Genomic DNA, 13825 nt, shown 5'->3' with positions numbered 1-13825 from the left:
TGGGGGACTAGCGCCCCTGTTGCAAGAGTTCTGCCGCGCGAACGGCGAAATAGGTGAGGATGCCATCGGCGCCGGCGCGCTTGAAGGCGGTCAGCGACTCGAGGATCACCGCCTCGGAGAGCCAGCCGTTCTGGATCGCCGCCATGTGCATGGCGTACTCGCCACTGACCTGGTAGACAAAGGTCGGCACGCGGAATTCGCTTTTCACCCGGGCGAGAATGTCCAGGTAGGGCATGCCTGGCTTGACCATGACCATGTCGGCGCCTTCGGCCAGGTCGGCGGCCACCTCGTGCAGCGCCTCGTCGCTGTTGGCCGGGTCCATCTGGTAGCTGTTCTTGTTGCTTTTGCCGAGGTTGGCCGCCGAGCCGACCGCGTCGCGGAACGGGCCGTAGTAGGCGCTGGCGTACTTGGCCGAATAGGCCATGATGCGCACGTTGCTGTGATCGGCCAGCTCCAGCGCCTCGCGGATCGCCTGCACGCGGCCGTCCATCATGTCCGAGGGCGCCACCACCTGGGCGCCGGCCTCGGCATGGGACAGCGCCTGCTTGACCAGGGCGTCGACGGTGATGTCGTTCTGCACGTAGCCGCTGTCGTCGAGGATGCCGTCCTGGCCGTGGGTGGTGAAGGGGTCCAGGGCCACGTCGCTGATCACCCCCAGCTCCGGGAAGCGCGCGCGCAGGGCGCGGATCGCGCGCTGGGCGATGCCCTCCGGGTTCCAGGCCTCGCTGCCATCCAGGGACTTCTTCTCCAGCGGCGTCACCGGGAACAGCGCCAGGGCCGGAATGCCCAGGGCCACCCATTTTTCCGCGGTCTCCAGCAGCAGGTCGATGGACAGGCGCTCGACGCCGGGCATCGATGGAATCGCCTCGCGGCGGCCCTCGCCATCGAGCACGAACACCGGCAGGACCAGGTCGTCGACGCTCAGGCGGTGCTCGCGCACCAGGCGCCGGGAGAAGTCGTCGCGGCGGTTGCGGCGCAGGCGGGTGGCGGGGAACAGGCGGTTGGCGGGGGTAAAGCTCACGGCAGACTCCAGAGCCCGCACGGACGGGCGAGTGTGACAGTTATAAGCGGCCATTATGACCAATAGATGACAGCCCTATCGAGTCTGCGACTGCGCGTCGCAGCGGCCGAGCCGCCATTGTGCTCATGCCGACGCGCCGGCGTCGAGCCAGCCGCGGTTTTCCCCGCCGCGCCGAGGGAGTAGGCTGAACGCCCCGGCCTGCGGTTTGCTCCATGCTCGAAGACCTGCTGCAACAATTCGGTTACCCCGCCCTGGTCCTGGGCACCTTCCTCGAAGGCGAGATGTCGCTGCTGTTGGCGGCCTACCTGGCCCTGCGTGGCTACCTGAGCCTCGAATGGGTGGTGCTCTGCGCCTTCTGCGGCACCTATGCCAGCGACCAGCTGTGGTACCACCTGGGTCGTCGTCACGGCCGCGCCATCCTCGACCGCCGGCCCCACTGGCATGCCTTGGGCGAGAAGGCATTGCGCCACCTGCGCCGCTACCCGGACCTGTGGGTGCTGAGCTTTCGCTTCATCTACGGCATGCGCACGGTGATGCCGCTGGCCATCGGCCTGTCCGGCTACTCCTGGCGCCGCTACCTGCTGCTCGACGCCCTGGGCACGGCGCTGTGGGCCGGCGGCCTGGGCCTGGCCGCCTATCACCTGGGCGCGGCCCTGGAGGTGCTGCTCGGCGACCTGCACCGCTATCAGCGGTACATCTTCGCCGCCCTGCTACTGCTCGCCGCGGTCCTGTGGCTGCGGCGGCGCCTGCGCCGGCCGAGCGACTGACGGCGCCCCGGCAGAATTCGCCCCGCCGCATGTCGCGGTGCGCCGCCAGCGGCTAGGATTGCTAAGGATGACAACCCGCCGGGCGGAGCCCCTTGCGCCCAGGTGATCGAGTGACAGATGACGACAGTATGCGCAGACCTCTTCGCCGGCTCCTGACCGCCCTGACCCTGCTGAGCATCGCCGCCCTGGCCGGCCTCTACCCCTATCGCGCGGCGCTGCTGCCGAAAGCCGATGACCTGAACCACGCCAAGACCCGCCTGGCCCCGCACCTGCGTCTGTTCACCCCGGAAGGCAAGGGGCCGTTCGCCACCGTGCTGGTGTTCCACGGCTGCAGCGGACAACGCCAGGCGATGCTCGACAGCGTCAATGCCTGGCTGCTGCCGGCCGGCTACGCCACCCTGTTCGTCGACAGCTACGCGGCCCGCGGCATCGACGATTGGCGGCCGGTGTGCGCCGGGAAGCGGTTGTGGGGCAACCAGCGCGCCCTGGACGTCTACGCCGCCATCGAGCTGGCCGCCCAACTGCCGCCGGTCGACGGCCAGCGCCTGGCCCTGCTCGGCTTCTCCCACGGCGGCTGGAGCATTCTCGATGCCCTGGCCTACGCCGGCGAGGCCGGCCATGGCTTCGCCGCACCGGGCCGTCAGGGCCTGGAGCGGGTCAAGGCGGCGATCCTCTACTACCCCTATTGCGGCTTTCCCGCCGAGCTGCGTCGACGGATGAACCCGCAGCCGCCGCAGCTGATGCTGCTGGCCGGCGAGGACCACATCACCGACCACCGCCAGTGCCTGGACGCCCTGCAACATCTGCCTGCCGGCGCGATCCAGGTGAAACGCTATGCCCAGGCCGATCATGTGTTCGATCATCTCAGCGATCTGGCCACTTACCAACCGCAACTCGCCAAGGATGCCCAGCAGCTAGCCAGAGGCTTCCTGCGCAGCCACCTCGGCCCAGCCCAATGACCAGGAGTATTGAATGAAAGAGAAAGTGGCAGTGATTCTGTCCGGTTGCGGCGTCTACGACGGCGCGGAAATCCACGAAAGCGTGATCACCCTGCTGCGCCTCGACCAGCGCGGCGCCCAGGTGCAGTGCTTCGCCCCCAATATCGAGCAGCTGCACGTGGTCGACCACTACAGCGGCGACGAGATGGACGAGAGCCGCAACGTGCTGGTCGAGTCCGCGCGCATCGCCCGCGGCAAGATCAAGGACGTGCGCGAACTGCATGTCGACGACTTCGACGCGCTGATCCTGCCCGGCGGCTTCGGCGCGGCGAAGAACCTCTCCGACTTCGCCCTGAGCGGCGCCAACTGCACCGTGCAGCCCGACGTGCTGGCGGCGGCCAAGGCCTTCGCCGACGCCGCCAAGCCGATCGGCCTGATCTGCATCTCGCCGGTGCTGGCCGCGCGGATCTTCGGCAACGGCGTGGAATGCACCATAGGCAACGACCACGACACCGCCGCGGCCCTGACCCAGATGGGCGCCGTGCACCGCGAATGCGAGGTCAGCGAGATAATCGAAGACAGCGCGCGCAAGCTGGTCAGCACCCCGGCCTACATGCTCGCCCAGTCGATCAGCCAGGCCGCCTCGGGGATCAACAAGCTGGTCGATCGGGTCCTCGAGCTGGTCCATGGCGGCTGATCCGACGCGACGGCGCTACGCCAATCCCGCCAATGCGCGCGGCACACCCGCCGCGCCACTGGTCAAGCCCGACGCACTGCGGCAGCGTGGGCGCATTCCATCCAGGCGCAGGCTCCATGACCCAACCCTTCGAACTCACCCCTGAACTGCAACAGGCGGTGAGCGGCTTCTTCCAACGCATCCCGTTCAACCAGCTGCTCGGCATCGAGCTCGAGCTGTTGTCCCCGGAACGGGTGACCATGACCCTGCCGATGAAGGACGAGCTGATCGGCAACTTCATGCACGGCATCCTCCACGGCGGAGTGATCGCCTCGCTGCTCGACGTGACCGGCGGCGCCATGGCGCTGATCGGCGCCTTCGAGCGCCACCAGCATCTGCCCGCCGGCGAGCGCATGGCGCGGCTGTCCAAGCTCGGCACCATCGACCTGCGCATCGACTACCTGCGCCCCGGCCGCGGTCGCGGCTTCACCGCCAGCGCGGTGCTGCTGCGCTCGGGCAACAAGGTGGCGGTGGTGCGCAGCGAGCTGCACAACGACGAGGGCATCCTGGTGGCGGTGGGCACCGGCACCTATCTGTGCGGCTAGGACGGGTCGAGCGCAGCGCTACCGCTGCCGGGGGATGGGTGCCGGCACCTCAACCCAGCCGACTCAAACGCGTCAGGATGCGGTCCAGCGAATTGGCGAAGGCCTGGCGGTCCTTGTCCGAATAGGCGGCCTGGCCACCGCCGACCTGGCCCTGCTCGCGTAGCTCGGTGAAGAGGTTACGGGTGGCCAGCTTGTCGCCCATGTTGCGCTCGTCGAACTCGCGTCCCCGCGGGTCGAGGGCAACCACGCCCTTCTTCACCAGGCGGTCGGCCAGGGGCACGTCGCTGCAGATCGCCAGCTCGCCAGGCACGGCGTGTTCGACCAGGTAGTCGTCCGCCGCATCCGGACCGCTCGGCACCACGATCAGCTTCACGCAGGCGAAGCCCGGCCGGGCCACCGCCTGCCCCGCCACCAGCACCACCTCGAAGCCGCGCTTGAGGGCGAACTTCACCACCTGGTCCCGGGCCGCCCGCGGACAGGCGTCGGCATCGATCCACACACGCATCGACCAGCGATCTCCTCGGGTTGACCGCAGGCAACCGGCCTCAGGCCGGCGCCCGGCGCACCGTGGCCAGCAGTGCCGCGGCGCCGATGAACAGGGCACCGAAGCTGCGGTTCAGCAGGCGCTGCTGGCGCGGCGTGCGCAACAGACCCAGAACCCGCGAGGCAAGCCCTGTGTAGCCGGCCATGACCAGCAGGTCGACGCCGATCATGGTCACGCCCATCAGCAGGTACTGCGGCAGCAGCGGCGCATGGGGGTCGAGAAACTGCGGCAACACGGCGAGCATGAAGATGATCGCCTTGGGGTTGCTGATGTTCACCAGAAAGCCGCGCAACACCAGGGTCAGCGGCCGCCCCAGGGGGCGCTGGGCGGGTGCGGCGGCCATGTCGGCGGGCAGCGCACGCCACTGGCGGTAACCCAGGTAGACCAGGTAGAGCACGCCGAACCACTTGATCAGGCTGAAGGCCAGCGCCGAGGCGGCGAGGATCGCCCCCACCCCGGCGGCAACTATGACGATCTGCAGCGCCAGGCCGATCTGCAGCCCCAGGGCGGTCCAGTAACCGCGCCAGAAACCGTACTGCAGGCCGGAAGACATCGAGGCGATGGCCCCGGCACCGGGCGACAGACTGATCACCCAACAGGCGACGAAAAACGCGAGCCAGGTCTGCAGGGCCATGGCGGATACCTCGAAATGTGTTGTTGACGGGTCGCCCAGAAAAAAGGGCAGGCCTATCAGCCTACCCTTTGCGCTGCGGCACAACCAGCCTCGCCTATCAGTCCGGCGAGCCCTTGCGCAGGTGCACCGGCTCCTGCCCCTTGCGCCGCGCCATGGCGCCGCGCAGGCGGATGTTGACGGCTTCCACCGCCAGGGAGAAGGCCATGGCGAAGTAGACGTAGCCCTTGGGCACGTGCACCTCGAAGGCCTCGGCCACCAGCACGGTACCGACCACGATGAGGAACGACAGGGCGAGCATCTTCAGGCTCGGGTGTTTGTCGATGAAGTCGCTGATGGTGCCCGCCGAGAGCATCATGACGATCACCGAGATGACGATGGCGGCCACCATCACCGACACATTGTCGACCAGGCCCACGGCGGTGATCACCGAGTCCAGGGAGAAGACGATGTCGATGATGGCGATCTGCACGATGATGCCCATGAAGCCGTAGGCCTTGCCGGCGGCCTGCTGCGCCTCCTCGGCGCCCTCCAGGCTGTGGTAGATCTCCATGGTGCTCTTGAACAGCAGGAACAGGCCGCCGAAGAACAGAATCAGGTCGCGACCGGACACGCCCTGGCCGAAGACCTGGAACAGGTCGGCGGTCAGGCGCATCACCCAGGCGATCGACAGCAGCAGGGCGATTCGCGTGCCCATGGCCAGGGCCAGGCCGAAGAAGCGCGCCTTCGGCTGCTGCTCCTTGGGCAGGCGGCTGACGAGGATCGAGATGAAGATGATGTTGTCGATGCCGAGGACGATCTCCAGGGCGGTCAGGGTGAGAAATGCGACCCAGATTTCCGGGTTGGCGAGCCATTCCATAGTGCGTTCGGTCTCGTGATTGCCAGGGTTTGAGTGAGCACCGCCACGCCACGGGCGCAGGGTGTTGCTGAACAGCTGAATAAACGAGTCGCTATCGATAGGGGCGCGAGTCACCTCTGCTTGGCCTCGTGGCGAGGCCTCGCCGAACGGCCTCGGCGTGGCATTCGCCGGGCAACTTGTCCGCTATTTTCCGGCTCAACTGGCTGCCTCCAACTCACGCTGCAGGGCTTCGAGGGTTTCCAGGGCGAGCAGCCAGCGCTCCTCCAGGTCGGCCTCGCGGCCCTTCAGTTTGGCCTGCTCGGCCAGCAGGTCGCGCAGCTCGTCCTTGCGCGCCGCGTCGTACAGCGCGCTATCGCCCAGGCACGCCTCGATCCCGGCGAGTCGCTCGTGCAGCTGGCCGAGTTCCTGCTCCAGCCTGTCGGCCTCGCGCTTGTGCGGCGCCAGCTGCTGGCGCAGCGCCGCGGCGGCCTGGCGCTGGGCACGCTTGTCGGTCCGCTCGAGGCCGGCCTCGCCGCCATTCGCCGGTACCGGGGCCTGCCGCGCGCGGAAGTCCAGCAGCCAGCGGGCGTAGTCGTCGAGGTCGCCGTCGAACGCCTGCACGCGGCCGTCGGCGACCAAGAGGAACTCGTCGGTGGTGCTCTTGAGCAGGTGACGGTCGTGGGAGACCACCACCACGGCCCCGGAAAACTCCTGCAGGGCCAGGGTCAGGGCCAGGCGCATCTCCAGGTCCAGGTGGTTGGTCGGCTCGTCCAGCAGCAGCAGGTTGGGCCGCCCCCAGGCGATCAGCGCCAGGGCCAGGCGCGCCTTCTCGCCGCCGGAGAAGTTCAGCACCGGCTCGTCGCAGCGGGCGCCGCGGAAATCGAAGCCGCCGAGGAAGTCGCGCAGGGTCTGCTCGCGCTCGCTCGGCGCCAGGCGCTGCAGGTGCAGCAGCGGGCTGGCCTGGTCGTCGAGGGCGTCGAGCTGGTGCTGGGCGAAGTAACCCACCACCAGGTTCTCGCCGCGCTGCAGGCGCCCGCCGATCGGCTGCAGCTCGCCGGCCAGGTTCTTGATCAGGGTCGACTTGCCGGCGCCGTTCGGCCCCAGCAGGCCCAGGCGCGCGCCCGGCGCCAGGCTCAGCTTGACCTGTTCCAGCACGGCCTTGTCGCCATAGCCGAGGCGGCCCTCGGCCAGGTCCAGCAGCGGGCTGGAGATCTTGCTGGCCTCGCGGAAGCTGAAATCGAAGGGCGAGTCGACATGGGCCGGGGCCAGTTCCTCGAGGCGCTCCAGGGCCTTGATCCGGCTCTGCGCCTGGCGCGCCTTGGTCGCCTGGGCCTTGAAGCGGGCGATGTATTTTTCCATGTGGGCGCGCTGTGCCTGCTGCTTCTCGTAGGCCTGCTGCTGCTGCGCCAGGCGTTCGGCGCGGGTGCGCTCGAAGGCCGAGTAGCCGCCGCGGTACAGGGTCAGCTTCTGCTGATCCAGGTGGGCCACGTGGTCGACCACGGCATCGAGGAAGTCGCGGTCGTGGGAGATCAGCAGCAGGGTGCCGGGATAGCTCTTCAGCCAGCCCTCCAGCCAGAGGATGGCGTCCAGATCCAGGTGGTTGGTCGGCTCGTCCAGCAGCAACAGGTCGGAGGGGCACATCAGCGCCTGGGCCAGGTTCAGGCGCATGCGCCAGCCGCCGGAGAAGTCGCCGACGCGGCGGTCCATCTGGGCGTGCTCGAAGCCCAGGCCGGCCAGCAACTTGCGCGCGCGGGCGGCTGCCGTGTAGCCGTCGGCGCTGTCCAGTTCGGTGTGCAGGCGGGCGATGGCGGCGCCGTCCTGGGCGGCCTCGGCAGTCGCCAGTTCGGCCTGCAGGCGGCGCAGGTGAACATCGCCGTCGAGCACGTAGTCCACCGCCAGGCGTTCGAGATTATCGACCTCCTGGCGCATGTGGGCGATGCGCCAGTCCGCCGGCAGCAGGCAGTCGCCGGCGTCGGGGCCCAGCTCACCGCGCAGCAGGGCGAACAGGCTGGATTTGCCGGCGCCGTTGGCGCCGATCAGGCCGGCTTTCTGGCCGGCGTGCAGGGTCAGCTCGGCGCCTTCTAGCAGGCGCTGCGGACCACGCTGTAGAGTGAGGTTCTGGAGTCGGATCATAATGGCGGCGAAGTCTATCAGAGTCGCCTGCCACATACCCGGAAAGCACCATGCCCACTGATCTGTGGCGTTTCGCCGAAGACTACTACCAACGCCCTGGCGTCGAGACGGCCTGTCTGCAGTTGCAGGACCAGGGCGCCGATGTCTGCCTGCTGATCTGCGCCGTATGGCTCGGCCGCCGTGGCGTCGCCTGCACGGCGCGGCGAATCGAGCAGCTGCAAGCCATCGCTCGGCCCTGGCAACGCCAGGTGGTCGAGCGCTTACGGCAGATTCGCCAGGACTGGCGGGACGCTGCCCGAGGCGACAACGCCCTGGCCGGGCTGCGCGAGCAGATCAAGCGCCTCGAGCTGGACGCCGAGCGGGTGCAGATGCAGCGCCTGGCTGCGACCAGCCGGGATTGGCCGGCCGAGTCCGCGAAAGACCTGGAGGCCTGGCTGGGCGCCCTGGCACCCAGCCGTACGGCGGCGACCGACGCCGCGCTGCAACAGCTGCGCGGCGCGGCCCTGCCGGCTTAGGACGTCGCGGGCGGCGTGCCGCCACCGTCGTCTGAAGCAGCCCCCGGCGCGCGGGTCGCAGCCTGGGCAGTTGACGGGCTCGGCGCGGGCTTGCGGGCCGCGGGCCTCTTCGCCGCCGGCTTGGCTGCTGGCTTAGCCGCGGACTTGGTCGCCGGTTTTCTCGGTGCCTTGCTCGCGGCCGGTTTGTCGGCAGGGGCTCCGGCCGCATCGGCTGCCTTTGCCGCTGCGGGTTTGGCCGCCGGTTTCGCCGCGGCCCGCGCCGGGGCCTTACCGGCGGTCGTAGCCGCTGCCGGCTTGGCGGGCGCCTTGGTGGCCGACCGGGCGGCGGGCTTGGCGGCCGGTTTCGCCGACGCCGTAGCGGCCGATTTCGCGGCTGCAGCGGCCGGCTTCCTCGCCGCCGGCTTGGCGACGGGCTTGGCAACTGTCGAGGCCTTGCGCGCCGCCGGCTTGGCGGGAACCTTGGCCGCTGGGCTCTTGGCAGCGGCGGCCTTCACCGCGGCCGGCTTGGCTTCACGACTGCTCAGTGCCTTGCTCGCGGCCTCCTTGACCTTGCCCACTCCCTGGGCGAGCTTCAGGCTCTCCTGGGCATCGCGCTTGAGTTGCAGGATGTAGCTGCGGGTCTCGGTCTGCCGCGCCTTGAGGGTATCGAGCAGGTCTTCCAGTTCGGCCACCAGGGTCTTGGCCTTGGTCTGCGCCTTGGCCTTGCCGGCCGCAGCCGCATCCTGCAGCTTGCCCCGAGCCTTGTGCAGTTTTTCCTGGGCGCTGCCACGCTGCTTCTCCAGCTTGGCTAAAAGCTTTTCGGCGTCGGCCAACGCTTGCGAACAAGCCTTTTCCAGATGCTCGAGCAAGCTGCCGGAAAGCTGGTGAAGCAAGTGCAAGGGGGTACCAACGGTATTCTTCTTAGCGTTCTTCTTGGCCGACATGGCGCGCCTCCGCGTGGGGGTGGATGCAGCCCATACTAGTCGCCAGGGGCAGCGGTCGCTAGTGCGGGCCAGGGCCCGAGCGGTCCGTCTCTATCGCCAGGAGGCCTTGCGAGCCGAGTCGGGGCGACCCTGGCCTCTTGCAGCCCTGGGCAGCAGCGCGCGCACGAGCGTAACGGGAGGTGGCCTCATGCCCGAGAAAAGGCCGGGGCATAGGCCCATAGGCGCTCGCGCCGCGCCAGCAGCCACGTTGGGGACCGGGTGAAGGCGGACCACGGAGCGGTGGCCCAGGAAGGGCGATCGGTCGTACCGATGAATGCCAGATGTCGCCGCCGCTTCGCCGCAGCAACCTGGCGTGGCAGGGGCCGGCGACACTCTCCCGCCTGCCCGATGTCGCCCTATTGCTCCAGGTGGGCGCCTAGGGCATGGGACTGGCGCGCCTCGCTCAGAGGGCCGGTGTCGCCTGCTGCTGGTGGGCGTTGTGCAGCACTTCGATCAGGCAGTCTTCCAACTCGAAGCGCTCGTGCAGCAATTGGCCGAGGCGGTTCAACTCCTCCCCCAGCGACACACCGTCACGACAGTCGCCGTTGTCGCAGCGATCATTGAACGACAACGCCACTTCGGTGATCGCCTCGATACGGGGATAGATTCGCTTGGCCAGGTCGAGGCCGCGCTGATCGCCGAAGGCCTTGGCCTCGCTGGTCAGCTGTTCGTAGACCTCGAAATGCCCGGCCGACACGTAGTCGACCAGTACTTCGCAGAATTTCTGCAAGGTTTGCGCATTGGCGCTGGGGGCCCGCGGGGACTCGCTAAGGGCCGCGAAGGCGGCGACCAACTCTTGGCGCTCCTGCAACCAGCGGTCTATCAGCAGGTGAACCCCGCCCCAACGCTCCTGGGCGTTCTGACAACTCTCGAGCATGACGACCTCACTTCCCTTATCGGTATTCCTGTTATACGTCCGATCCGAGACGGTTTATTGTCAATCGGTGCATGGTCTTGGGAAGGCAACCGCGTAATGGCAACTTTCCGGCGGTGCGTGCGAGCCAGATTATGCCCGTGGGCCAGTGCCGGCAAGGCACCGGGTCGAGAAAGTTTCATACAGCCGTTTGATCTGCGCCCCACGCCACGCCTGGGCTCGATCTCCCGGTGGCGGCGCGCAAGATGGCAGGAGATGGGGCCTGGCGGTCAGTCGCGGCGCAACAACTGCACCAGGGCCAAGCCCAGCATGGCGACGAAACCGAGCAGGCTCCATTCCGGAATGCTCATGCCGAACAGGGTCCAGCTGACTTCGGCGCAATCGGCCGAACCATGCAGCACCAGGCGCACGATTTCCTGGAACGGCAGGGCCTCCATCATGTAGTCGAGGCTCGGCAGGCACGCCGGTAGCTGATCCGCCGGCACCCCCTGCAGCCAGATCTGCCGAGCGGCCGTGCCGCCACCGGCCGCGGCGAACAGCAGCGCCAGCCCGGCATAACCACGGCGGCCGGCGCGTCCCGGCGCATGCAGCGCGGCGATCAGGCAAACGAGGCCGAAACCGATCACGCAGACGCGCTGGACGACGCACAGGGGGCAAGGCTCGAGGCCAACCACGTGCTCCAAATAGAGCGCGACGGCCATCAGCACCAGACAGCCAAGACAGGCGAGTGAGTAAAGGGAACGAGGACTGGCCAGGGGCATGGCGGCTCCGAGGGGGATACGAGGCCGCCTACGGTAGAGGAAAGCGCCCGGAGCGATCAAGGCAAAGCCAGCGAGCAGAGCGGTTAGCCATCCGCCCCAAAGCGCCATGCGTCCGCTCGCCGGCGCCCGATGCCAGGGCGCCGGGCTAGAACCCTAGTCGTGGACGGCAGGTTGTGGCAGCGGCAAGCCGCCCAGGCGCCGGTCGAGCAAGCCCAGGCCCTCCTGGAACAACTGGTTGCTGCGCTCGACCTCGCCCAGACGCGCCAGCAGGCGGGCCAGCTCGGCACAGGTCTCCGGATCGCGCTGGAACACCAGGCTGCTCTCGAAGTATTCCTTGGCCTTGCCCCACAGCTGATTCAGCAGGCATAGCCGGCCGACGGTCAGCAACAGGCCGGCGTCCTGCGGATGCTGCTTCAACCAGCCCTCGGCCGCCTGCAGCTGGCGCCCCGGGTTGCGCCCGCGCAGCAGCCCATAGAGGCGCACCAGGCGGCTGTCGTAGTTGCGCTTGAGGGCCTGGTGCAGCAGTTCCTCCGCCTCGCTCTCGGCGCCTAGAACGCGCAGTTGCTCGGCATACACGGCGAGCAGTTCGGGCTCCTGACGCTGGGCCGAGGACAACTGCTCCCAGGCCTGAGTCAGGGCCGCCAGGGCCGCCGACGCGTCGCCTTCGCCGTTCTGCCCGGCGGCGGCCAGACGCCCGTGCCAGGCCTGACGCTCGAGCTCCGCCAGCTCAGCGCCGCCGAGGACCTTGTGCTTGCGCAGCTCCGGCAACAGGCCGAGCAGGGCCGACCAGTCGCCGGCCTGCTGGTACAGGCGCTGCAGCTGACGCAGCACCTGGCGGTGCTGGGGGTAACGCTCGCGCATGATCTCCAGGGTTTCGCGCGCCGAGTCGCTCTGCCCGCGCGCCTGCTGCAGCTTGGCATGGGTCAGGGCGATCGCCAGCTCGGCGTCGGGCTGGCGCTTGAGCGCCCGCTCCAGCAGGGCGTCGCTGTCCTCGTGCTGGCCCAGCTTGTGCGCGGCCCGCGCCGCGCTGAGGTAGTACATCAGGGGTTGCGGGTCGCTTTCCGCCGCCCGCCGCAGGTAGCGCAGCGCCGGCACCCAGCGCCCCTCGGCCAGGTCGACGAAGCCCTGCTCGGAGGCCAGGCGCACGCGGCGGCTGCGGTGCAGACGCGACCAGGGATTGATCAGCCGCCCCGAGGTCAGCAGCAGACGCAGCGCCAGACGCAGCAGGCGCCACAGCAGCCAGACCGCCAGCAGCAACCCGAGGAAGGCCCACAGGCTGGATTCGTAGCGAAAGCCCTGGTAGGCGAACAGCACGTAGCCCTTGTGCTCGGCGATGGCCATGCCGAGCAGCGCCAGCCCCGCCACCACCAGCAGCACGGCGAGCAACAGGAGGACCCGCTTCATGGCCGCGCCTCCTCGTCACTCGGGGTATCGGCGGCCGGCGCTTCGGGGACGAGCCCGTTACGCGCCGACTCCTTGCGCAGCAGATAGGCCTGCACGGCAGTGAGCGAGTCGCTCAGATCCGGTGCGACCACCTCGACGGACTGGCCGATCAACTCGTCGATGCGCGCACGCAGGGCACGGCTGGCCGGGTTGTCGCGGTTGAAGTGCGCATCCAGCACCTCGGCCGCCTGCAGCAGCGCCTGCCGATACACCGGGGTCTGCCCATGCAAGGCGGCCCACTGCGCCTGCTCCAGGGCCAGGCTGAGAGCCAGGCGCACCTGGGTCAGGCTCTGCCCGGCGAGCAGCGGTCGGATGTTCTGGTCGGCACTGAAGTCGATGCGGAAATACTGGGACAGGGTCTGCAGCCCCTGGGACCACCAGCTGGTGCCATCGCCTTGGGCGGCGAGCTCGCCGAGCACCCCGCCCTGGCTGTCGAACACCGGGTTGAGGGCGCTGAGCTGCCCCGCCTGGTCGCGCAGGGCGCCGAGCTGGAGGAACAACCCGGTACGATCCGGGTTGGGCGTCGCGCGCAAGGCCTCCAGGCTCTTGGCCAGCTGCTCGCGGGCGGCGAAGGCCGCCGGATCGTCCTGCTCGCGGAGGATCTCGTCGGCGCCCTGCACCAGGGCCTTGGCACTGTCGATGTCCTGCAGGGCGGACAGGCGCAGGCTGGCCAGGCGCAGCAGGTGCTCGGCCTCGGCCAGGCGCCAGTCCTGGCGGCTGGCGCCGAGCACGGTCTCCAGGCGCTGGTTGAGCAGCTGCTGGTCACCCTGCAGTCGAGCCAGCAGACGCCGGCGCTCTTCCAGCTCGGCCACCGTCGGCAGCTGTTGCAGCCGCGCGCTCAGCCCCTCGGCCTGCTGGGCCACGGCCTCGGTCTGCTCGCGCGCCTCCCGCACCTGTTCGAGTCGCTGTTGCGCCTGCGCCTCCAGGCCCCGCAACTGCCACAGGCTCCAGCCGCCGGCGGCGGCGCCGGCGCCACCCAGCAACAGGGCCAGGGCGGCTACCGGCAAGGCGCCCCAGGTGGAGCCGCTCGGCTTGTCGGCGGCTGGCGGCGCCACATCGGGCGCGTCCGGCACGGGTTGCTCTTGCTCTTTCGGGGAAGTCGCTTCGCTCACGTATC

Annotated in this window: 15 protein-coding genes; 5 read left to right on the top strand and 10 right to left on the bottom strand. The window is 68.8% G+C overall.

Annotated features, from left to right (window positions below):
- Positions 1–7: 7 nt before the first annotated feature.
- Positions 8–1021, bottom strand: coding sequence for a porphobilinogen synthase (gene hemB / locus SBP02_RS01120; RefSeq protein ID WP_318644582.1), 1014 nt, complete (start codon positions 1019–1021; stop codon positions 8–10).
- Positions 1022–1233: 212 nt separating this feature from the next.
- Here hemB and SBP02_RS01115 point away from each other — a divergent pair, with 212 nt between their 5' ends.
- The 4 genes from SBP02_RS01115 to SBP02_RS01100 all read left to right on the top strand — a co-directional run bounded on the left by SBP02_RS01115 (position 1234) and on the right by SBP02_RS01100 (position 4007).
- Positions 1234–1788, top strand: a complete 555-nt coding sequence (locus SBP02_RS01115) for a DedA family protein (RefSeq protein ID WP_318644581.1) — start codon at positions 1234–1236, stop codon at positions 1786–1788.
- Between the two features lie 128 nt (positions 1789–1916).
- Positions 1917–2747 carry a dienelactone hydrolase family protein gene (locus SBP02_RS01110; protein WP_318644580.1) on the top strand — a complete coding sequence of 277 codons (831 nt, stop codon included), beginning with the start codon at positions 1917–1919 and terminating at the stop codon, positions 2745–2747.
- 13 nt (positions 2748–2760) lie between these two features.
- Entirely contained in the window at positions 2761–3423 is a 663-nt protein-coding gene (gene elbB, locus SBP02_RS01105) for an isoprenoid biosynthesis glyoxalase ElbB (protein WP_318644579.1), read from the top strand.
- A gap of 116 nt (positions 3424–3539) precedes the next feature.
- Complete coding sequence (locus SBP02_RS01100; RefSeq protein WP_318644578.1) at positions 3540–4007, top strand: thioesterase family protein; 468 nt, start codon at positions 3540–3542, stop codon at positions 4005–4007.
- Positions 4008–4056: 49 nt separating this feature from the next.
- On the opposite strand, the gene SBP02_RS01095 is transcribed toward SBP02_RS01100, so the two are convergent.
- From SBP02_RS01095 to SBP02_RS01080, 4 genes are all read right to left on the bottom strand, one after another.
- The gene (locus tag SBP02_RS01095; RefSeq protein ID WP_318644577.1) at positions 4057–4512 is read right to left on the bottom strand and encodes a YaiI/YqxD family protein; all 456 of its coding nucleotides are present in this window, start codon (positions 4510–4512) and stop codon (positions 4057–4059) included.
- A 40-nt stretch (positions 4513–4552) separates the two neighbouring features.
- Complete coding sequence (gene rhtB, locus SBP02_RS01090; protein WP_318644576.1) at positions 4553–5185, bottom strand: homoserine/homoserine lactone efflux protein; 633 nt, start codon at positions 5183–5185, stop codon at positions 4553–4555.
- Positions 5186–5282: 97 nt separating this feature from the next.
- A complete protein-coding gene (locus SBP02_RS01085) occupies positions 5283–6041 on the bottom strand; it encodes a TerC family protein (protein WP_318644575.1) in 759 nt (252 codons plus the stop codon).
- Between the two features lie 195 nt (positions 6042–6236).
- Positions 6237–8153: an ATP-binding cassette domain-containing protein gene (locus SBP02_RS01080; protein WP_318644574.1), complete on the bottom strand. Its 1917-nt coding sequence runs from the start codon at positions 8151–8153 to the stop codon at positions 6237–6239.
- 50 nt (positions 8154–8203) lie between these two features.
- Between SBP02_RS01080 and SBP02_RS01075 the strand changes: the two genes are divergently transcribed.
- Positions 8204–8668, top strand: a complete 465-nt coding sequence (locus SBP02_RS01075) for a TIGR02444 family protein (protein ID WP_318644573.1) — start codon at positions 8204–8206, stop codon at positions 8666–8668.
- On the opposite strand, the gene SBP02_RS01070 is transcribed toward SBP02_RS01075, so the two are convergent.
- The 5 genes from SBP02_RS01070 to SBP02_RS01050 all read right to left on the bottom strand — a co-directional run bounded on the left by SBP02_RS01070 (position 8665) and on the right by SBP02_RS01050 (position 13820).
- Positions 8665–9591 carry an AlgP family protein gene (locus SBP02_RS01070; RefSeq protein WP_318644572.1) on the bottom strand — a complete coding sequence of 309 codons (927 nt, stop codon included), beginning with the start codon at positions 9589–9591 and terminating at the stop codon, positions 8665–8667. The genes SBP02_RS01075 and SBP02_RS01070 overlap by 4 nt on opposite strands.
- 442 nt (positions 9592–10033) lie before the next feature.
- Positions 10034–10507 (bottom strand): sigma D regulator, encoded by a 474-nt coding sequence (gene rsd / locus SBP02_RS01065; protein ID WP_318644571.1) that lies wholly within the window; start codon positions 10505–10507, stop codon positions 10034–10036.
- 266 nt (positions 10508–10773) lie between these two features.
- Positions 10774–11265 carry a disulfide bond formation protein B gene (locus SBP02_RS01060; RefSeq protein WP_281708428.1) on the bottom strand — a complete coding sequence of 164 codons (492 nt, stop codon included), beginning with the start codon at positions 11263–11265 and terminating at the stop codon, positions 10774–10776.
- 153 nt (positions 11266–11418) lie between these two features.
- Positions 11419–12669 carry a heme biosynthesis HemY N-terminal domain-containing protein gene (locus SBP02_RS01055; protein ID WP_318644570.1) on the bottom strand — a complete coding sequence of 417 codons (1251 nt, stop codon included), beginning with the start codon at positions 12667–12669 and terminating at the stop codon, positions 11419–11421.
- Positions 12666–13820: a uroporphyrinogen-III C-methyltransferase gene (locus SBP02_RS01050; protein ID WP_318644569.1), complete on the bottom strand. Its 1155-nt coding sequence runs from the start codon at positions 13818–13820 to the stop codon at positions 12666–12668. Before SBP02_RS01050 ends, SBP02_RS01055 begins: the two co-directional genes overlap by 4 nt.
- Positions 13821–13825 lie beyond the last annotated feature (5 nt).

Source organism: Pseudomonas benzenivorans (assembly GCF_033547155.1).
GTDB lineage: Bacteria > Pseudomonadota > Gammaproteobacteria > Pseudomonadales > Pseudomonadaceae > Aquipseudomonas > Aquipseudomonas benzenivorans_B.
Note: the sequence above shows the minus strand (reverse complement) of the source record. Positions and strands in the feature narration are given on the sequence as shown.

Coding starts and splice junctions, on each gene's coding strand:
- SBP02_RS01115 (WP_318644581.1), top strand. CDS start 1,234: ATGCTCGAAGACCTGCTGCAACAATTCGGTTACCCCGCCCTGGTCCTG.
- SBP02_RS01110 (WP_318644580.1), top strand. CDS start 1,917: ATGCGCAGACCTCTTCGCCGGCTCCTGACCGCCCTGACCCTGCTGAGC.
- elbB (WP_318644579.1), top strand. CDS start 2,761: ATGAAAGAGAAAGTGGCAGTGATTCTGTCCGGTTGCGGCGTCTACGAC.
- SBP02_RS01100 (WP_318644578.1), top strand. CDS start 3,540: ATGACCCAACCCTTCGAACTCACCCCTGAACTGCAACAGGCGGTGAGC.
- SBP02_RS01095 (WP_318644577.1), bottom strand. CDS start 4,512: ATGCGTGTGTGGATCGATGCCGACGCCTGTCCGCGGGCGGCCCGGGAC.
- rhtB (WP_318644576.1), bottom strand. CDS start 5,185: ATGGCCCTGCAGACCTGGCTCGCGTTTTTCGTCGCCTGTTGGGTGATC.
- SBP02_RS01085 (WP_318644575.1), bottom strand. CDS start 6,041: ATGGAATGGCTCGCCAACCCGGAAATCTGGGTCGCATTTCTCACCCTG.
- SBP02_RS01080 (WP_318644574.1), bottom strand. CDS start 8,153: ATGATCCGACTCCAGAACCTCACTCTACAGCGTGGTCCGCAGCGCCTG.
- SBP02_RS01075 (WP_318644573.1), top strand. CDS start 8,204: ATGCCCACTGATCTGTGGCGTTTCGCCGAAGACTACTACCAACGCCCT.
- SBP02_RS01070 (WP_318644572.1), bottom strand. CDS start 9,591: ATGTCGGCCAAGAAGAACGCTAAGAAGAATACCGTTGGTACCCCCTTG.
- rsd (WP_318644571.1), bottom strand. CDS start 10,507: ATGCTCGAGAGTTGTCAGAACGCCCAGGAGCGTTGGGGCGGGGTTCAC.
- SBP02_RS01060 (WP_281708428.1), bottom strand. CDS start 11,265: ATGCCCCTGGCCAGTCCTCGTTCCCTTTACTCACTCGCCTGTCTTGGC.
- SBP02_RS01055 (WP_318644570.1), bottom strand. CDS start 12,669: ATGAAGCGGGTCCTCCTGTTGCTCGCCGTGCTGCTGGTGGTGGCGGGG.